Genomic DNA, 16,534 nt, shown 5'->3' with positions numbered 1-16,534 from the left:
TTCCTTTCCTTAAACGCGACGACGCTTCGGTGGACGGCAGCCGTTGAATGGCTGTGGGGTCACATCCGAGATAGAGGTAACCTCAAGGCCTGCAGCCTGGAGGGAACGGATAGCGGTCTCGCGGCCCGAACCTGGGCCCTTGACGAATACGTCAACCTTCTTCATGCCATGATCCATTGCCTTGCGTGCAGCGTTCTCAGCAGCAAGCTGTGCAGCGAATGGAGTGGACTTACGGGAACCCTTGAAGCCAACGTGGCCGGAGGATGCCCAAGAGATAACAGCACCGTTAGGATCCGTGATGGAAACGATGGTGTTGTTGAAGGTGGACTTGATGTAAGCGTGGCCAGCAGCCACGTTCTTCTTTACGACGCGGCGGCCAGTGCGGCGCGCGCCAGAGCGTGCTTTAGGAGGCATGAATTACTTCTTCTTTCCGGCGATCGTCTTCTTAGGACCCTTACGCGTACGAGCGTTGGTCTTGGTGCGCTGACCACGAACTGGCAGACCACGACGGTGGCGCAGACCCTGGTAAGAGCCAATTTCAATCTTGCGGCGAATGTCAGCCTGAACCTGACGGCGGAGGTCACCCTCTACCTTCCAGGTAGCTTCGATAACGTCACGCAGTGCAGCAACCTGGTCATCAGACAGGTTGTCGGTGCGCAGATCTGGGGAGATGCCGGTCTCCTCGAGCAGCTTTGCGGCGCGGGCTGGGCCGATGCCGTAAATGTAAGTGAGTGCAACCTCCATACGCTTGTTGCGTGGGAGGTCCACACCAGCTAGACGTGCCATGTGGCATAACCTTTCCGGTTGTTACGATGGTTTTCTCCTTGCTCGTCCTCGCCAGCCATCACTTTGCCCGGTCGGAGCCGGACGATGGGATGAGATACACGAGGCTTCGGCCATCGCTGCCAAAGGTGAGTGTGAATAAACGCCGTATATCCGCCACTCATAGAGAACACAAGCAAGCTCTCTGAGCTGGCGGCGACGTTAGTTCATTGAAGCAAGGAGGCTTCTATTTATTACTTGTAACGGTAAACGATGCGACCACGGGTCAAGTCATATGGAGACAGCTCCACGACCACGCGATCCTCAGGAAGAATACGGATGTAGTGCTGACGCATCTTGCCCGAAATGTGTGCAAGAACCTTGTGCCCGTTGTCGAGTTCGACGCGGAACATTGCGTTTGGTAGTGGCTCGATAATCTTGCCCTCTACTTCGATTGCGCCTTCCTTAGCCATATCCTCTACTTTCACGGTACCGAGAGCCAACTAGTAACTTTCGTTGCCTAAGCGCGTACCTTAAGATTTTGGTCATTTACCCAGTGCACAGGCAGAAACCTGCACACCATTTGACAACATTACAGCTTTATCTACGCAAATACAACCTAATATCGAGATTTGTTTTTGCCACACCGTTGTACCCTGGGCCAGACTACGAAAAAACGCGGACCTACACTTTGGTAGATCCACGTTCGTGCTGTGCTAGATCGTTAGGACAATGGGAAAGCCTCGCCCATTCCCCAGCGATCAAGCGCTGAGGTTAGTAAATGTAGACAGAATCTCCAACGTTGAGGCTATTGAAGAAAACGACGGAGTCGTTGTAATTCAGGTGGATGCAGCCGTGGGAAAGGTCTCCCACTACACCAGAGTGGAATGCGTGCCCACTGTTAGTGAAGTACACAGCGTTTGGCATTGGCGCCATGTTGAACAGGTAGGAAACCTCGTCCTTTACTTTACGGGTCACGTAGTGCTGCCCCTTTGGGGTGTCATAGCCTGGACGAGCAGCAGAGGATGGAGCCATGTGTACTACACGACCGTTCTCCTGAATCCAAGAACGACCACCGGCGATGTCTACACAGGCGCGTGCCGTTACTGGGCAAGGTCCAGTGTTGAGGCGTGCGCGTTCAGCTTTCAACTGACGCTCGCGCTCAGCCTTCGCCTTGCGTTCGCGCTCTTTGCGCGCAGCTGCTTCCTTGGCGGCGCGTTCACGCGCAGCAATCTCCGCCTTGCGCTCAGCGATCAGACCTGGGAACAAAGCATTGATGGCGCCATCAATAGCCCGCTCCGCCTGCTTAGCCTGAGGCGCTGGCAATGCAGCCTTGGCCTGAGCAATCCAACGGTTGCGGGTGTTCCAAGCGTTATCACGGGTTTGCTTGTTGATATCAGCAAGAGCCTTATTCAGATTGAAGGAAGGAACGCTTGATGTTACGCCGGCGAGGGGATTAGCCTGAGCGGTGGCAACCGCTGGGGTCGCGGCGAAGAGGGATGCCGCGGAAATAACGGAAGCTACAGCCGCAGTAACGCGGCGCTTCTTTGAAGACTTAGAGTCACGTGGCTTGAAAGACATGCTAAAGACTATAGACCGTTTTGCCGGTAATCAGGGAATTTGCGTAAAAATTGCCCCCAATTGATTCAAAATTTGAACTTTTTGCCACCGGCTTTCACAGCGGTAACCGGTTTTACTCGTCAGGTCTCCGTGAACGGAGATGCTGCCAACGGCCTCCCTTGTGCTTATCCCCTCTTGCGCGCCCTACTTTCGCGGAGTCAAAATCCTCGGACCATCTGCGGTTGCCGCGACTGTGTGCTCCCAGTGGGACGCCCAGGAACCGTCGTCAGTAATCACGGTCCACTCGTCATCCAGAACTAAGGAATCCACAGAGCCCAAGGTCAGCATGGGCTCAATAGCCAAGACAGAACCCTCCTGGATGATAGGTCCCCTTCCCGGCTTGCCCTCATTGGCCAGGTACGGCTCTTCGTGCATGGTGCGACCAATGCCGTGGCCACCGTAGCCGTCGACGATTCCCAGCTTCACGCCGAACTTCTTCTCAGCAGCACGGGTAGCCAACTCGAGGGCGTGTGAAAGATCCGTCAGGTGATTTCCCGGCACCATAGCTTTCATGCCCTCGTGGAGAACCCACTCGGTGGCCTCGTTGAGCGCCTTTACATCCTCTGCGATCTCACCGATACCGAAGCTCCAAGCGGAGTCACCGACCCACCCGTTAAAAGTTGCGCCGCAGTCAATGGAGACGAGATCCCCTTCCTTGAGAACTGTCTCCGCATTAGGAATACCATGCACGATGACGTCATTGACCGAGGAACAGATTGAGCCGGGGAATCCCCCATAGCCTTTGAACGTAGGAATAGCACCGGCAGAACGGATGACGTCCTCAGCCACAGCATCTAGCTCCAAGGTGCTGATACCTGGGACTGCCGCGGCCTTCACGGCTTGCAAGGCCCTACCAACAATCTCACCGGCCGCCTGCATTGCATCAAGCTCTGCTGGTGTCTTTGCTGCAATCTGCTTCTTCTTTTTCCGAAATCCCACTAGCTGATCACTTTCTCTCTTTGCCGCCTTAAGGCCACGTACACTGTTGGCTACTTTAGACCCCAAACTTTGGCATGAAAAATGGGCCTGATCACCACATGTGACTCAGGCCCATAAGACTCTAGGCTGTATTTACTTACCCAGCGCCTTGAGGGTGCGCTCGTTGATTTCCTCAACTGTGCCCTCTGCCTTGATTGGGATGATCTGCTCACCGTAGTGATCGATCAGAGGTGCAGTCTCGTTGCGGTAAACCTCAAGACGGGTCCGGATGGTTTCCTCGTTATCGTCTGCACGGCCGCGTGCAAGCATGCGCTTGACAACGGTGTCCTCATCTACCTGGAAGTTAACAACGCCGTCCAGCTTGGTGCCGAACTCTTCCAAGAACTCATCAAGGATGTCGGCCTGCTCCACGGTACGTGGGAATCCGTCCAGCAGGAAGCCGTTTGCTGCGTCGGATTCTTGCAAGCGTGCCTTGACCATGCGCGCGGTGACGTCGGTAGGAACGAGCTTGCCGGCGTCAATGTATTCCTTTGCCTCAACGCCAAGTGGGGTACCTTCGCCAATATTGGCGCGGAAGAGGTCACCGGTAGAGATGTGCGGAACACCGAGCTTTTCGGTGAGGATAGCTGCCTGGGTTCCCTTGCCAGCGCCCGGAGGGCCGAGGAGTACTAGTCGCATTATTTGAGAAGTCCTTCGTAGTTACTTTGCAGAAGCTGAGATTCGATCTGTTTGACCGTGGTCAGAGCAACCGAAACCATAATCAGAATTGCAGTACCGCCAAACGGAGTGGCACTAGCGGAGGAAGAACCTACGCCCATGTCCAACGCGATGTTCGGCAAAACAGCAATAATGCCCAAGTATAGCGCTCCAACGAACAGAAGGCGGTTCATTACGTAACCAAGGTATTCCGCGGTTGGGCGACCCGGACGGATTCCCGGGATGAAGCCGCCGTACTTCTTCATGTTCTCTGCCTGCTCGTTGGGGTCGTACTGGACCGAAACGTAGAAGTAGGAGAAGAAGATGATCAGTACGAAGTACAGAACGATGTACTGCCACGAGGAAGGGGTCTGAAGGTACTGGATTACGTTGCGCTGCCACCAGTTGTCAGAAACCTCAGGGGAACCGGAGTTCACGATCTGCGTGATCAACACTGGCATGTAAATCAGAGAGGACGCGAAGATGACTGGGATAACGCCACCCTGGTTAACCTTGAGCGGAAGGTAGGTGGAGGAACCGCCATACTGACGGCGACCAACCATGCGCTTGGCATACTGGACCGGAATACGGCGCTGTCCCTGCTCGATAAAGGTAATGCCAACGACGAGGATGATGATCGCAGCAATCACTACACCAAATACAACACCGCCGGAAGACTGCAGAATATTCAAGCCGTCCTGTGGAAGACGGGTAGCGATACCGGCGAAGATCAGAAGGGACATGCCGTTACCCACGCCTCGCTCGGTGATCAACTCACCCAGCCACATGACGAGCATTGCGCCCGATGTCATGACCAGAACCAGCAAGATCAAGTCAAACAGCGTACGGTCAGCTACCAACACGGATACTCCCTGTCCCAGCAGCTGCTCACGATCTGCCAGAGCAACGATGCCCGCAGACTGCAGAAGAGCAAGGAAGAGTGTGAGGTAACGGGTGTACTGGTCCATCTTTGCCTGACCAGACTGGCCTTCCTTCTTGAGCTCTTCAAAGCGAGGAATAACAACGGTAAGAAGCTGGACGATAATCGACGCAGTAATGTACGGCATCACGCCGATTGCAAAGACGGACAGCTGCAGCAGTGCGCCACCGGAAAACAGGTTAATCAGCGAGTAAACGCTGCCTGACTCCTGGGTAAGCTCGCGGATTCGGCCAGAAATGGATGCGTAATCCACGCCTGGGGAAGGAATCTGCGCACCAATACGATACAGAACGATCAACGCGATAGAGATAAGGATCTTCTTGCGTAGATCAGCGTCCTTAAAAGCCTGAAGAATGGCGGACACTTGGCCTCCTGGCTCCCACACTGAACTCAACGTTGATTAGAGCCGGAGATAAAGCTGAGAACCCTCGCAGCCAAAGATGTGTGTTGTTCTGTGCGGGAATTTGTTCGTGCAAGTTAACTTTTTCATTCGAAAAAGTACGGACATAAATGACTCGCCCACTTTACCACTCAGACCGCCTACATGCACATTTAGATATTCATTAGGCTTGAGCCACAAGCAACCTTCTAAGCCACGCGATATACAGTGAAGCGGTAGCGAATCTGAGGAGCAAATATGAGTAGAAAAACACCACGAATCCGAGCCACACATGTATATGTCACTAAAGACACCGTGCACTCCTCCAATCGCAGCGTAAAACTCCCTGCAGAACAGCCCCTAGAGATCCGCCAGCACGGCAACGTTGTGTACTCAGTTATGCGCACGCCAGGTCATGACATTGAGCTTCTTCATGGCCTGCTTTTCGACGACGGCAAGATCGCACACCTTGAGGATCTCATCCGCGCCAGCTACTGCGCGGGCACTAATTCTGCTGGCGAAAACACCTACAACGTCCTTGATGTTGCTCTTGCAGAGCAACATCAAGGCGAGGGTGTTTCCTCCGCAGCAAGCCTCACGGTGGTTCCCGAGCTTCCTCATGCCACCGGCATGCCAAGCCTCGATATCATCCATCCCCGCTATCTCAATTCCTGTGGTGTTTGCGGAACGGACAAGGTAACGGATGTAGCCCCTACCCTGCCACAGCTGGACCCAGAATTCAGCGTCGCGCAGATAGAGGCCTCAGTCTCCACAGCGATTGTTTCTTCCGCTGCCCAAGCCGTCGAACGGATGACTGTTGTGAAGGCGTCCACGAACAGCCAGCCAAGCGGAGAATACAACCAGAAAACGGAAGATACGCAGAGCACACAGCAGCTAGTTTCCCGTGAAGACATCCATCCGCTGAACGCCACGTATAAGTGCACGGGCTGGCTTTTGCTGAACTACCCAGAAGACACGGAGTCTCGGTCAGGGCTCGTTGCTGTAACAACCATTGCACCAACATTCGAGACAGTCACCGCTTTAGCTAAGGCAGGCGTACCAGCTTTAGTGTCTGCTAAGGAACCCAGCGCCTTGGCGGTAGAGCTTGCTCAAGAAACCGGCATGCTTCTGGTGCATGCTCCGCAACCAGATCGTTTCTTCGTCTTTTCTGGAAACTTGGCATAAACGTCTCCTAGTGAGAATGTGGATGATCCCCTCTAGGCGGATGGAGGTTTCCACTACTCATTCAGACGGTCACCTCCCCACTCCTAAACCCCAATCTCCTCATTGGGCAAAGCTTAAGCAAGGAAAAGCGCTTATGAAAAAAGTACTCGTGACGGCATTTGATGCCTTCGGCGATGCAGATACCAACCCCTCAGAACTGGTTGTAGGCCAGCTAGCTACCACCATCTCTGGCGCGCACGTTCATAGCGCTGTTATTCCAACCGTCTTTAATAGTTCGGCAACCAGCGTATTCGACCTTGTGGACAGTATCGCGCCGGACGTCATCATCATGCTCGGCCAGGCTGCTGGTCGATCGGCTATCACCCCTGAGCGCGTAGCAATCAATGTTGATGACGCCCGCATTCCCGATAATGCCGGCGCCCTACCTATTGATAAGCCCATCGTGGCTGGCGGACCCGCCGCTTACTTCAGCACTCTCCCCATCAAGGCAATAACTAAGGCCATTAGTGACGCAGGAATCCCCGCCTCCGTATCTAATACAGCAGGCACTTTCGTGTGCAATCACGTTTTTTATGCCGTGATGCACCACCTCGCACAGTCTGACTACCGTCACACCCGCGCGGGCTTCATTCATATTCCGGCAATTCCCCAACAAGGGTTCGGAAGTGAAGTTCCAACTGTGGAGCTGGACGTAATAACCAAGGCCATCGAGATTGCTATCGAAACGGTTCTTACCACCTCTACGGACGTGGCTATCGAAGGTGGCAGCCTTCACTAGGAACTAGCTAGTCGTGGCAGCTTCCGCTTGCCGCAGCACCACAATTACCGGCACCAGAGCGCGCTAATCACAACTGAAACGCCCAGCCAATTGACACGTCTCATCCAGAATGGCACCGTGCGTTGCCACGCTTAGACGAGGAAAGTGCGCTGTAGCAGGCCGAATCCGTTGTTCGCTCACAGCAGATGGCGGGAAGAGGGTTTAACGGTACCCTCGGGTGAATGAGTAAAAACCTTTTCGATTCACTCACCCTTGGCAACACTACGATGAGTAACCGCGTAGTCATGGCACCGCTGACGCGTCTACGTGCCAGTGAAGGTGGCGTACCTAATGATTTGATGGCCACCCACTATGCCCAGCGGGCAAGTGTCGGTTTGATCGTGACGGAGGGCACGTGGCCGGTAATTGAGGGCCGTACCTGGTACGGCCAGCCGGGCATTGAAACAGATGAGCAGCAGGAGGCTTGGGCGAAGATCGCTGCCGCAGTCCACGCTGAAGGTGGCACTATTGCCATGCAGATCATGCACGGTGGACGCATTTCCCACCCAGAGCTCACCGGCACTGGACGCACGGTCGGCGCAAGCCCGTTGGCGCCTCCGAACCCAATCCGCATTTCCACAGGCAAGGCGAACTCGCCAGCACCTCATGAGCTGACCGAGGAAGAAATCCAGCAAGTCATCCAAGATTTCGTTAAGGCAGCTCGCCGTGCCATTGACGCGGGCATGGATGCGGTGCAGATCCACGGCGCCAACGGCTACCTGCTGCATCAGTTCCTGTCCCCAGCCTCCAACAAGCGCACGGATGGTTACGGTGGAACCCCAGCCAACCACGCACGCTTGTTGGCCGAGGTTATCCGTGCCGTCGCCACCGAAATCGGCCCCGAGCGCACCGGCTTCCGCTTGTCCCCGCAACACAACATTCAGGGCGCGGAGGAATTCGACGACGCCCTCACCCGAGACGTCTACTTGGCGCTAGCAGAGAGCATTTCCGACTTAAAATTGCACCACGTGGATATCCTCAACGCAGACCCAGCCAGTGATCTGGTGCAAGCTATCCGCGAGGCCATCGATGCGCCTTTCGTTGCAAATACTGGCTTTGGCACCATCACCACCCGCGACGATGCTCAGGCATTGGTCTCCAACGGTCTTGCCGATGCAGTCAGCGTCGGTCGCCCAGTCATCGCGAACCCAGACCTGGTACGCCGCTGGCGTGAGGATCTACCGGAAAACGAAGCTGACCAGGACACTTTCTACACAGACGGAGCCCGTGGCTACACGGATTACCCCTTCTACCAAGGCTAGATACAGCCACTACATCGGCAACACGCTTCAGTACTCCCTAGTAGTGACTTAGCGTGTTCATTCCATTGTGAGTCTGGACGCCACAAAAGCCCTCGGCAACGATTAAGCCGAGGGCTCTTTGCGTAATGCTTGAAGTCTCACTTATCTCCGGTCCCAGTGACGTCCTCACCACCAGCTATGCTTTGAGGCCAATGATTACCTCAAGAGGACAATGAGTCTTTCAGCGCCAAAGATACAAATTAATTATGGGAATCAAAATTGGCTCATTACCTCTAGCAAATAGCGCTATAAGACCTAGGAAATCTTAAGAATCAGGGAAGACTCTACTTGCAATTCTGGCCTGCTAGGGGTTCGGACTGTTGGCGGGCAGCCGCACCAGAGATTTTGGGACGCAAAAACTCCCTGTCCTACCGTGTTCGGTTGGACAGGGAGTTATCTGTCAAATCTTTGCGTTAAAGATTAAGCGTTGGTAACAGAGCCACCAGCTGCTTCGATCTTCTCAACAGCAGACTTGGAGAACTTCTCAGCGGTAACGTTCAGCTTGACGCTGAGCTCACCGTTGCCGAGAACCTTGACAGGCTGCTTTGCACGCACGAGGCCTGCTGCAACGATGTCAGCCACGGTGACGTCGCCACCGTTAGGGAATGCCTTCTCCAGGTCAGAAACGTTAACAACCTGGTAGTAAACCTTGTTGTTGTTCTTGAAGCCCTTGAGCTTAGGCAGACGCATGTGGATTGGCATCTGGCCACCCTCGAAAGCAGCGGAAACCTGCTTACGAGCCTTGGTGCCCTTGGTACCACGACCAGCGGTCTTACCCTTGGAAGCCTCACCGCGGCCTACGCGGGTCTTAGCCTTGTTTGCACCCTTAGCTGGGCGCAGGTCATGAAGCTTAATTGGATCGCTCATTGTTTACTCCCCTGCCACTTCTTCGACAGTAACCATGTGGCGAACGATGTTGATCATGCCACGGGTTGCTGCGTTGTCCTGCTTGACTACGGAGTGGTTGATGCGCTTGAGACCCAGTGCAGCCATGTTCTTACGCTGCTTTGGGTTAGCGCCCACGAGTCCCTTGTTCTGGGTAATCTTGAGAGCCATGGTTTAAGCCTCCTGTCCTGCGCGCTGGCGCAGCATGCGGGCTGGAGCAACCTCTTCCAGGGTCTTGCCACGACGGGCAGCGACCTCTTCTGGACGAGCGAGCTGCTTCAGACCAGCAACCGTAGCGTGAACTACGTTGATAGCATTGTCGGAGCCCAGGGACTTGGACAGAATGTCCTGAATACCTGCGCACTCGAGAACTGGGCGAGCAGCGCCACCGGCGATAACACCGGTACCAGGAGCTGCTGGCTTCATCATCACAATGCCTGCTGCTGCCTCACCCTGAACTGGGTGAGTGATGGTGCCGCCAACCATTGGAACGCGGAAGAAGTTCTTGCGAGCCTCTTCTGCACCCTTCTGGATAGCAGCTGGAACTTCCTTAGCCTTACCGTAGCCAACGCCGACCATGCCCTTGCCATCGCCAACGATTACGAGAGCGGTGAAGCTGAAGCGACGACCACCCTTCACAACCTTGGAAACGCGGTTGATGGTCACAACACGCTCGATGTACTGGGAGCGCTCGTCCTGCTGCTGGTTACGACGATCGTCGCGGCGGCCGCCGCGGCGCTCGTTCTTGTTCTGGTTGTCGTCGGCGGAGCGTCCGCCGTCACGCCGTTCACGTCCCGGCATTACGCAATCCTTCCGTTGATGTTCATGGAAATGGTGATCATTAGAACTTCAGACCACCTTCACGAGCAGCCTCAGCCAGCGCTGCAACGCGGCCGTGGTACTTGTAGCCCGCACGGTCGAAGACGACAGCTTCGATGCCAGCAGCCTTAGCGCGCTCAGCGATCAGCTGACCAACCTTAGCTGCTTTAGCCTTCTTGTCACCCTCGAATGCACGTACATCAGCCTCGATGGAGGATGCCGCAGCCAAGGTGTGGCCTGCCAGGTCGTCGATGACCTGAACGTGCATGTGGCGAGAAGAACGGTGCACTACAAGACGTGGAGCCTCTGCGGTACCACGCATGTTCTTGCGGATACGGTAGTGGCGACGTGCGCGAGCTACGCGACGACGAGTGGAAATGTCCTTGCCTACTGGCAGACGCTTGCCATTGTTTTCGTTGTTGCTCATGCTTACTTACCCGTCTTTCCGACCTTGCGACGGACCTGCTCACCCTCGTAGCGGATGCCCTTGCCCTTGTAAGGATCGTCCTTACGCAGGCGGCGGATGATAGCAGCGATCTGTCCAACCTTTTGCTTGTCGATACCGGAAACGGACAGCTTAGTGGTGCCGTCTACGGCGAAGGTGATGCCTTCTGGAGCCTCAATCAGCACTGGGTGAGAGTAACCCAGGGAGAACTCGAGGTCCTTACCCTTCTGCGCAACACGGTAACCAACACCGAAGATTTCCATCTTGATGGTGTAGCCCTCGGTCACACCAACAACCATGTTGTTGATGAGGGAACGGGACAGACCGTGCATAGAGCGAGAACGGCGGTGATCATCCGGACGGGATACTACGATCTGGCCGTCTTCCTGGGAAGCCACGATTGGCTCTGGAATAACAACATTGAGGGTGCCCTTGGAGCCCTTAACCTCAACGTTCTGGCCGTCGATCTTTACCTCGACGCCGGATGGGATAGCGATAGGTGCCTTACCTACACGTGACATATTTACGCTCCTCCCTTACCAGACGTAGGCGAGAACTTCTCCGCCTACGCCCTTCTCGGTAGCCTGACGATCGGTCAGCAGGCCGTAGGAGGTGGAGATGATAGCCACACCCAGGCCGCCGAGAACCTTCGGCAGGTTGTTGGACTTTGCGTACACGCGCAGACCCGGCTTGGACACGCGGCGAACACCAGCAATGGAGCGCTCACGGTTTGGGCCGTACTTGAGGTCGAGAGTCAAGGTCTTGCCAACCTTTGCGTCCTCAACGTTGTAATCAGCAATGTAGCCTTCAGCCTTCAGGATCTCAGCAATGTTTGCCTTGATCTTGGAGGAAGGCATAGACACGGAGTCATGGTGCGCATGGTTTGCATTGCGCACGCGAGACAGCATGTCTGCGATAGGATCAGTCATGGTCATGGAAAGTGACCTTCATGCCTTTCTCGTTGCGGTTCCTCCTACCCCACGAGGCGTTACCGCGTGTTCAAAGGGGCAACTTTCACGCTTCCAGTACTCAATAGTCTGGTTGCTCGCTACCCATGTGTTTTCGCACGGTCGCTATAAGGGGGCGGGGGGCCTACAACAAAGTAGGTTTTCAAAACGTACAAGCGGAATTTGGGCGCGCAAAAGCGCGCAAAAAGTCCGAGTGTTGAGCTTAGTACACATCACCCCTGCTCCACAAGACTTTCTTTAAAATTCGTCAGCCGTTCGACACTTCACTGAATATCATCCCTCGATAATGAGTCTCAGAAGCCACTAAACAGCTTGAGGGCCTGGAGTTTCCGCGGCTTTCCACTACCTGAGACAAGCTTTGCGTGCATAAGTAGCCTTTCAAAATAAGAACACTGCAGACAAAGAAAACTGCGCCTGACCCCACTTACCATGAGTGAGAATCAGGCGCAGTACGTTATGAGGTTCTGTTAGGCGATCGAGGCGCTCTATCCGTTAACTAGCGCTTGAGTAGGTTATTCAAAAACGGTGAGATCTTTTCCTCGATTAGGTACCACAAGCCACCAATCAATCCCAGCACCCCAATTACTGCTGAGATGATGGACAACCATTTTTGCAGGGAAGATTGATCATCATCTGCATCAGTTGCATTCGTGTCAGTATGAGCAACTTCTCCAGCAACCTCGGTAACGGTAGTAGTAACCGTCTCAGGTTGCTCAGTGATAGTGATAGTTTCAGGAGCTGCCGTCACGGTAACGGAGGTAGTTTCCGGCGCCGCAGTGACGGTTTCAGGTTCTGCTGTAACGGTCTCACGCACTGTCGACGTGACCGTTTCGGTTACCGATTCCACAGTAACTGTGGTCGTTGCCGTGGAAGTTTCAGTAGACGTTACTGGCTCTTCCTCCATCACCACCTCCCTAGCGTGGGATTAGGGGCGCGCCTTTTTCCACAGTCACTGCGGTCGTTGCCGTGGCACCACGTTTCAGTGTTAGATGCGTTACTGGCATGCTTCGCTCCATCACCGACCATCCGCTAGCGTGGGATTAGGGGCGCGCCTTTTTCACCGCCGTTCTTCTTTGGCTTACCACCACACCAGTGTTAGGTGCACTCCGGCATGCTTCGCGGCGCCACGGACGCATCACGGTAGTTGGCGATCGAACTACTATTGCTAACACGGAGGCGGCGCCAGTTAGCTTCAGGTCCGCAAATACGCGTTCTATGTAATTTGCTAAGCCCATGTGCCTTGTTTGGACCATGCTTTGGCTCTGCAAATACTGCGGACCTAGAAATTCCGGCACCAAGCGAGCCGCTGATCTGCAGGCGTCGGTGGTTGATCTTAGGCGTGTCACTGCGCCTACGTGAGACTGCCGAATTGTGCAAACCAACTAGCCCGTTTTTTGCTGACTCTTTTTACGATCCTCATGGGCATGGGTGCCGCCAATGTAGTGGAGTAAATGGTGCACTTCATGGCTGATCAGGGAATAACGCACTTCCCTACCCTCCTTGCTGGCCTTCACCACACCTTGGGCTTCCATTGTTTTAAGAGCCGCCGAGGCTGTCGCCAGCTTCACCTCTGCCATCTTGGCTAGGTCGCTGGTGGTGGCCTCACCCGGGCCGCGGTAATGCATGGACAACAGGAGTCTAAGACGCGTGGGATCGGAAACCAGCTTGAAAGTATCTAGCCATGCTTCGGCTATGTCGTCGATGCTGACGCCAGTGTCGTAGTGATGGTCCGGTTCCCTCGACAAATCAACCATAGCTGTGTCCTTACTTGTTCCGTCGCCCGTGCTCTTATCAGTCTAGTTAAGTGCAGGAGGCTTCTGCCTTTGTGGAAGTACAGTTGTGACCATGAGCAACCCAGAGATCACACAACGTTATTCGGTATCCATGGAGCGGGTAGGTGAAAAGCACTACAGGGCTACAAACGCCAACGGTGACACCATAGAGTTCGGTGCGGGTGAGGGCTTACTCTCCCCTGTTGAATTGCTGCTGGCCGCCGTGGCGGGCTGCGCCGCGGTGGATGTGGACGTGGTGACGTCGCGACGCAGTGAACCCGAGAGGTTCACTGTAGACGTTGAAGGTGACAGAGTATTGGAGTCAGGGGCGTCGCGATTGGCGTCGGTACGCGCACTTTTTGATGTTCGGTTCCCGGACGACGAGAAGGGCAAGCAGGCTGAATCTATGGTCGAGCGCTTGGTCGCCATCTCCCACGACAAGGAGTGTACGGTTTCCCGAACCGTGGCAAACCCTACGGAAGTAACCTTCGAAGTGAAGAAGTAACTGTCCCTGACCGAAAAAATAACACCCTTGAGGAGATAACCTCAAGGGTGTTATTCAGAGCTTTTTCAAGCTAGAGAAACAAGATTACTTGTCGCCCTGCTTCTTGAAAGGGAAGCCCAGCTCGCGGAGCAGTGCGCGGCCTTCGTCATTGTTGGTCGCGGTGGTAACGATGGTGATATCCATACCACGTGGGCGATCAACCTTGTCTACGTCGATTTCGTAGAACATGGTCTGCTCGGTCAGGCCGAAGGTGTAGTTGCCGTGGCCGTCGAACTGCTGGTCAGAGAGACCGCGGAAGTCACGGATACGTGGGAGCGCGACGGTCAGCAGACGGTCGAGGAATTCCCACATGCGGTCACCACGAAGGGTAACGCGTGCACCAATTGGCATGCCCTCACGGAGCTTGAAGTTTGCGATGGACTTCTTAGCACGGCGAAGCTCTGGCTTCTGACCGGTGATAAGAGCTAGGTCCTCAAGTGCACCGTTGATCAGCTTGGAGTCACGTGCGGCGTCACCAACACCCATGTTGACAACAACCTTGGTAACACCAGGGATCTGCATGACGTTCTCGTAGGAGAACTCTTCATTCAGCTTGGTGCGGATTTCCTCGCGGTAGCGGGTCTTCAGACGTGGAGTGTAGTTCTCGCTCATTTTTAGATGTCCTTCCCGTTACGACGTGAGATACGAACCTTCTTGCCGTTCTCATCGAAGCGGTAGCCGATGCGGGTAGGCTGACCCTCAGCGTCCAGAATCATAACGTTAGAAACGTGGATTGGAGCTTCCTGGGTAACGATGCCGCCGGACTCAGCGCCACGCTCTGGAGCAGAGTTAACAACGTGCTTCTTGATGCGGTTTACGCCCTCAACCAGAACCTTGTTGGTCTTAGGGAAAGCCTGGATGACCTTACCCTGAGCACCCTTGTCTGGACCGGAAATAACGACAACCATGTCGCCCTTATGGATCTTCATAAGTTAGATCACCTCCGGTGCGAGAGAAACGATCTTCATGAACTTCTTGTCACGAAGCTCACGAGCAACTGGGCCGAAGATACGGGTACCACGTGGCTCGTTGTCGTTCTTGATGATAACTGCTGCGTTCTCATCGAACTTGATGTAGGAGCCGTCTGGACGACGGGTTTCCTTCTTGGCGCGAACAACTACAGCGCGAACAACCTCGCCGGCCTTTACGTTGCCGTTAGGGGTTGCTTCCTTGACAGTAGCGACGATGACGTCACCAATGCCAGCGAAACGTCGGGTAGATCCACCGAGAACACGGATGCACAGAATCTCACGTGCACCGGTGTTGTCAGCGACCTTCAGACGCGATTCTTGCTGAATCACTATGGGTCTCCTGACCTGGATTTGATGTGTGCCAGATTTCCGTCCTGCGCACACGCGGTCTAAAAATTCTTGCAGTTCCCAACACACCCAGCAGTTAATGCTGGCAACGGTAAAGCGCAGATAACCTGCGCTCATTGATCCGAGGGGTTTCGTCTAGCTCCGCTCGGAAACATGCATCACTAAACGACGTTGCGTTGGCAACCCGACTATTTAATCATGTAGCGACGCAGAATGCAAACGCTTCCTCCGCCTCAAAAGACCGCCCCACCACGCCTTTCCTTAGCGCAGCGATGACATCTTGCTCTTAACGATCCTCAGCAACGATGGTCATCACATTTTTCGCGGTACTGTCCAGCATCAACCCCACCTAAAGAATCAGGCCAACGAGTGCTGCAATGAACAGCATTGCTGGATAGAAGCTGAGGCACACCGGATTTGGAACTCGGTGCCGTTCCGCAATCACAGGTGAACGGTAGTGAAGAAAAATGACACCAATAGCTGGAGTAACAATGAAGGCGGCTCCCAGCATTCCGGCAGTCAGCATCATGGTGTTCTCTCTACCCCACAGTGTCATGAAGAGTAGGAAGAAGGCGATAACCACCAAGCCTAAGTAAACGAAGGTTAGTTTCAGCCCGATGTTAAATATCAACACCCATGCCACAGAGATAATGAGAATCAGGGCGCGAATCAGGAAACGCGCACCCGGATTTTCTGACCTTTTGCTCTGGTCCCACACAAGCGCAATGAGGACGCAGAGCGGCAACGCCCACATCGGGCTTTGCTGAGTCATGTCCACCCACACTCCCCCAAACGCGAGGTCATGCGGAAACTCCGAGATGAGTGCGGCCCCTAGTGTCAGCCAAAACAGCAACCCTTTGTAGGCGGTTATCTTATAAACCACCAACAGGACGAAGGAAATGATTGGGTAAGCGCCCCACGAAATCGCCTCAAGCACAACAGCTGCCGACAATTCAGACAGGCTTGCATCCGCAACGTTATCCACGCGCGCTTGAAGGAGTGCCGCCGCCGCGCAGGATAGCAAAAGGAAGACGTGTGCAATAAAAATGAGCTTTTCTAGGCTCAATCCCTTTCCCGGTGCAGCCATAGTTGATGCCATGGTGAATCCTCTCCCTCGGTGCTACTCGAGGTTGTAACAGTAAT

23 protein-coding genes are annotated in these 16,534 nt (G+C 54.5%); 4 read left to right on the top strand and 19 right to left on the bottom strand.

Annotation, left to right across the window (positions count from 1 at the left end; genetic code table 11):
- Positions 1-9: 9 nt before the first annotated feature.
- The 7 genes from rpsK to secY form a co-directional block, all read right to left on the bottom strand.
- Entirely contained in the window at positions 10-414 is a 405-nt protein-coding gene (gene rpsK / locus ACXM2N_RS02040) for a 30S ribosomal protein S11 (protein WP_458489526.1), read from the bottom strand.
- Positions 415-417: 3 nt separating this feature from the next.
- Positions 418-786 (bottom strand): 30S ribosomal protein S13, encoded by a 369-nt coding sequence (gene rpsM / locus ACXM2N_RS02035; RefSeq protein ID WP_458489524.1) that lies wholly within the window; start codon positions 784-786, stop codon positions 418-420.
- Positions 787-1,016: 230 nt separating this feature from the next.
- Entirely contained in the window at positions 1,017-1,235 is a 219-nt protein-coding gene (gene infA, locus ACXM2N_RS02030) for a translation initiation factor IF-1 (protein WP_025251938.1), read from the bottom strand.
- A 301-nt stretch (positions 1,236-1,536) separates the two neighbouring features.
- The gene (locus ACXM2N_RS02025) at positions 1,537-2,343 is read right to left on the bottom strand and encodes a L,D-transpeptidase (protein WP_458489522.1); all 807 of its coding nucleotides are present in this window, start codon (positions 2,341-2,343) and stop codon (positions 1,537-1,539) included.
- 183 nt (positions 2,344-2,526) lie between these two features.
- A complete protein-coding gene (map, locus tag ACXM2N_RS02020) occupies positions 2,527-3,321 on the bottom strand; it encodes a type I methionyl aminopeptidase (protein WP_458489520.1) in 795 nt (264 codons plus the stop codon).
- A 132-nt stretch (positions 3,322-3,453) separates the two neighbouring features.
- Complete coding sequence (locus ACXM2N_RS02015) at positions 3,454-3,999, bottom strand: adenylate kinase (protein ID WP_458489518.1); 546 nt, start codon at positions 3,997-3,999, stop codon at positions 3,454-3,456.
- Entirely contained in the window at positions 3,999-5,321 is a 1,323-nt protein-coding gene (gene secY, locus ACXM2N_RS02010; protein ID WP_458489516.1) for a preprotein translocase subunit SecY, read from the bottom strand. The genes ACXM2N_RS02015 and secY overlap by 1 nt, the downstream gene beginning before the upstream one ends.
- A 273-nt stretch (positions 5,322-5,594) precedes the next feature.
- On the opposite strand from secY, the gene ACXM2N_RS02005 reads away from it, so the two are divergent.
- The 3 genes from ACXM2N_RS02005 to ACXM2N_RS01995 all read left to right on the top strand — a co-directional run bounded on the left by ACXM2N_RS02005 (position 5,595) and on the right by ACXM2N_RS01995 (position 8,600).
- Positions 5,595-6,521, top strand: a complete 927-nt coding sequence (locus tag ACXM2N_RS02005; RefSeq protein WP_458489514.1) for a formate dehydrogenase accessory sulfurtransferase FdhD — start codon at positions 5,595-5,597, stop codon at positions 6,519-6,521.
- Positions 6,522-6,654: 133 nt separating this feature from the next.
- Positions 6,655-7,299 carry a pyroglutamyl-peptidase I gene (pcp, locus tag ACXM2N_RS02000; RefSeq protein ID WP_458489512.1) on the top strand — a complete coding sequence of 215 codons (645 nt, stop codon included), beginning with the start codon at positions 6,655-6,657 and terminating at the stop codon, positions 7,297-7,299.
- Positions 7,300-7,520: 221 nt separating this feature from the next.
- Positions 7,521-8,600 (top strand): alkene reductase, encoded by a 1,080-nt coding sequence (locus tag ACXM2N_RS01995; RefSeq protein ID WP_458489510.1) that lies wholly within the window; start codon positions 7,521-7,523, stop codon positions 8,598-8,600.
- A 459-nt stretch (positions 8,601-9,059) separates the two neighbouring features.
- Here ACXM2N_RS01995 and rplO read toward each other — a convergent pair whose 3' ends face one another.
- From rplO to ACXM2N_RS01955, 8 genes are all read right to left on the bottom strand, one after another.
- On the bottom strand, positions 9,060-9,506 hold the full coding sequence (gene rplO, locus ACXM2N_RS01990; RefSeq protein WP_458489508.1) for a 50S ribosomal protein L15: 447 nt from the start codon (positions 9,504-9,506) through the stop codon (positions 9,060-9,062).
- Positions 9,507-9,509: 3 nt separating this feature from the next.
- Positions 9,510-9,695 carry a 50S ribosomal protein L30 gene (rpmD, locus tag ACXM2N_RS01985; protein ID WP_458489506.1) on the bottom strand — a complete coding sequence of 62 codons (186 nt, stop codon included), beginning with the start codon at positions 9,693-9,695 and terminating at the stop codon, positions 9,510-9,512.
- A 3-nt stretch (positions 9,696-9,698) separates the two neighbouring features.
- Positions 9,699-10,325: a 30S ribosomal protein S5 gene (gene rpsE, locus ACXM2N_RS01980; RefSeq protein WP_458489504.1), complete on the bottom strand. Its 627-nt coding sequence runs from the start codon at positions 10,323-10,325 to the stop codon at positions 9,699-9,701.
- Between the two features lie 40 nt (positions 10,326-10,365).
- Positions 10,366-10,770 carry a 50S ribosomal protein L18 gene (rplR, locus tag ACXM2N_RS01975; protein ID WP_458489502.1) on the bottom strand — a complete coding sequence of 135 codons (405 nt, stop codon included), beginning with the start codon at positions 10,768-10,770 and terminating at the stop codon, positions 10,366-10,368.
- Positions 10,771-10,772: 2 nt separating this feature from the next.
- Complete coding sequence (rplF, locus tag ACXM2N_RS01970; RefSeq protein ID WP_458489500.1) at positions 10,773-11,309, bottom strand: 50S ribosomal protein L6; 537 nt, start codon at positions 11,307-11,309, stop codon at positions 10,773-10,775.
- 15 nt (positions 11,310-11,324) lie between these two features.
- Positions 11,325-11,723, bottom strand: coding sequence for a 30S ribosomal protein S8 (gene rpsH, locus ACXM2N_RS01965; RefSeq protein ID WP_458489498.1), 399 nt, complete (start codon positions 11,721-11,723; stop codon positions 11,325-11,327).
- Positions 11,724-12,252: 529 nt separating this feature from the next.
- Positions 12,253-12,660, bottom strand: a complete 408-nt coding sequence (locus ACXM2N_RS01960) for a hypothetical protein (protein ID WP_458489496.1) — start codon at positions 12,658-12,660, stop codon at positions 12,253-12,255.
- A gap of 478 nt (positions 12,661-13,138) precedes the next feature.
- Positions 13,139-13,510: an ArsR/SmtB family transcription factor gene (locus ACXM2N_RS01955; RefSeq protein ID WP_458489494.1), complete on the bottom strand. Its 372-nt coding sequence runs from the start codon at positions 13,508-13,510 to the stop codon at positions 13,139-13,141.
- 91 nt (positions 13,511-13,601) lie between these two features.
- On the opposite strand from ACXM2N_RS01955, the gene ACXM2N_RS01950 reads away from it, so the two are divergent.
- Positions 13,602-14,033 carry an OsmC family protein gene (locus ACXM2N_RS01950; RefSeq protein WP_458489492.1) on the top strand — a complete coding sequence of 144 codons (432 nt, stop codon included), beginning with the start codon at positions 13,602-13,604 and terminating at the stop codon, positions 14,031-14,033.
- An 84-nt stretch (positions 14,034-14,117) separates the two neighbouring features.
- On the opposite strand, the gene rplE is transcribed toward ACXM2N_RS01950, so the two are convergent.
- The 4 genes from rplE to ACXM2N_RS01930 all read right to left on the bottom strand — a co-directional run bounded on the left by rplE (position 14,118) and on the right by ACXM2N_RS01930 (position 16,490).
- Positions 14,118-14,684, bottom strand: coding sequence for a 50S ribosomal protein L5 (rplE, locus tag ACXM2N_RS01945; RefSeq protein ID WP_458489490.1), 567 nt, complete (start codon positions 14,682-14,684; stop codon positions 14,118-14,120).
- Positions 14,685-14,686: 2 nt separating this feature from the next.
- Positions 14,687-15,001: a 50S ribosomal protein L24 gene (gene rplX / locus ACXM2N_RS01940; RefSeq protein WP_458489488.1), complete on the bottom strand. Its 315-nt coding sequence runs from the start codon at positions 14,999-15,001 to the stop codon at positions 14,687-14,689.
- A 3-nt stretch (positions 15,002-15,004) separates the two neighbouring features.
- Positions 15,005-15,373 carry a 50S ribosomal protein L14 gene (gene rplN, locus ACXM2N_RS01935; RefSeq protein ID WP_458489486.1) on the bottom strand — a complete coding sequence of 123 codons (369 nt, stop codon included), beginning with the start codon at positions 15,371-15,373 and terminating at the stop codon, positions 15,005-15,007.
- Positions 15,374-15,740: 367 nt separating this feature from the next.
- Entirely contained in the window at positions 15,741-16,490 is a 750-nt protein-coding gene (locus tag ACXM2N_RS01930; RefSeq protein WP_458489484.1) for a hypothetical protein, read from the bottom strand.
- Between the last annotated feature and the right edge of the window lie 44 nt (positions 16,491-16,534).

It is taken from the genome of Corynebacterium sp. ZY180755, from assembly GCF_054331495.1.
The sequence above is the reverse complement of the archived record's forward strand: the minus strand, read 5'-3'. Positions and strand labels throughout refer to the sequence as shown.

Excerpts from the sequence above, each read along its gene's own strand:
- rpsK (WP_458489526.1), bottom strand. The coding sequence starts at position 414 with ATGCCTCCTAAAGCACGCTCTGGCGCGCGCCGCACTGGCCGCCGCGTC.
- rpsM (WP_458489524.1), bottom strand. The coding sequence starts at position 786 with ATGGCACGTCTAGCTGGTGTGGACCTCCCACGCAACAAGCGTATGGAG.
- infA (WP_025251938.1), bottom strand. The coding sequence starts at position 1,235 with ATGGCTAAGGAAGGCGCAATCGAAGTAGAGGGCAAGATTATCGAGCCA.
- ACXM2N_RS02025 (WP_458489522.1), bottom strand. The coding sequence starts at position 2,343 with ATGTCTTTCAAGCCACGTGACTCTAAGTCTTCAAAGAAGCGCCGCGTT.
- ACXM2N_RS02015 (WP_458489518.1), bottom strand. The coding sequence starts at position 3,999 with ATGCGACTAGTACTCCTCGGCCCTCCGGGCGCTGGCAAGGGAACCCAG.
- ACXM2N_RS02005 (WP_458489514.1), top strand. The coding sequence starts at position 5,595 with ATGAGTAGAAAAACACCACGAATCCGAGCCACACATGTATATGTCACT.
- pcp (WP_458489512.1), top strand. The coding sequence starts at position 6,655 with ATGAAAAAAGTACTCGTGACGGCATTTGATGCCTTCGGCGATGCAGAT.
- ACXM2N_RS01995 (WP_458489510.1), top strand. The coding sequence starts at position 7,521 with ATGAGTAAAAACCTTTTCGATTCACTCACCCTTGGCAACACTACGATG.
- rplO (WP_458489508.1), bottom strand. The coding sequence starts at position 9,506 with ATGAGCGATCCAATTAAGCTTCATGACCTGCGCCCAGCTAAGGGTGCA.
- rpmD (WP_458489506.1), bottom strand. The coding sequence starts at position 9,695 with ATGGCTCTCAAGATTACCCAGAACAAGGGACTCGTGGGCGCTAACCCA.
- rpsE (WP_458489504.1), bottom strand. The coding sequence starts at position 10,325 with ATGCCGGGACGTGAACGGCGTGACGGCGGACGCTCCGCCGACGACAAC.
- rplR (WP_458489502.1), bottom strand. The coding sequence starts at position 10,770 with ATGAGCAACAACGAAAACAATGGCAAGCGTCTGCCAGTAGGCAAGGAC.
- rplF (WP_458489500.1), bottom strand. The coding sequence starts at position 11,309 with ATGTCACGTGTAGGTAAGGCACCTATCGCTATCCCATCCGGCGTCGAG.
- rpsH (WP_458489498.1), bottom strand. The coding sequence starts at position 11,723 with ATGACCATGACTGATCCTATCGCAGACATGCTGTCTCGCGTGCGCAAT.
- ACXM2N_RS01960 (WP_458489496.1), bottom strand. The coding sequence starts at position 12,660 with ATGGAGGAAGAGCCAGTAACGTCTACTGAAACTTCCACGGCAACGACC.
- ACXM2N_RS01955 (WP_458489494.1), bottom strand. The coding sequence starts at position 13,510 with ATGGTTGATTTGTCGAGGGAACCGGACCATCACTACGACACTGGCGTC.
- ACXM2N_RS01950 (WP_458489492.1), top strand. The coding sequence starts at position 13,602 with ATGAGCAACCCAGAGATCACACAACGTTATTCGGTATCCATGGAGCGG.
- rplE (WP_458489490.1), bottom strand. The coding sequence starts at position 14,684 with ATGAGCGAGAACTACACTCCACGTCTGAAGACCCGCTACCGCGAGGAA.
- rplX (WP_458489488.1), bottom strand. The coding sequence starts at position 15,001 with ATGAAGATCCATAAGGGCGACATGGTTGTCGTTATTTCCGGTCCAGAC.
- ACXM2N_RS01930 (WP_458489484.1), bottom strand. The coding sequence starts at position 16,490 with ATGGCATCAACTATGGCTGCACCGGGAAAGGGATTGAGCCTAGAAAAG.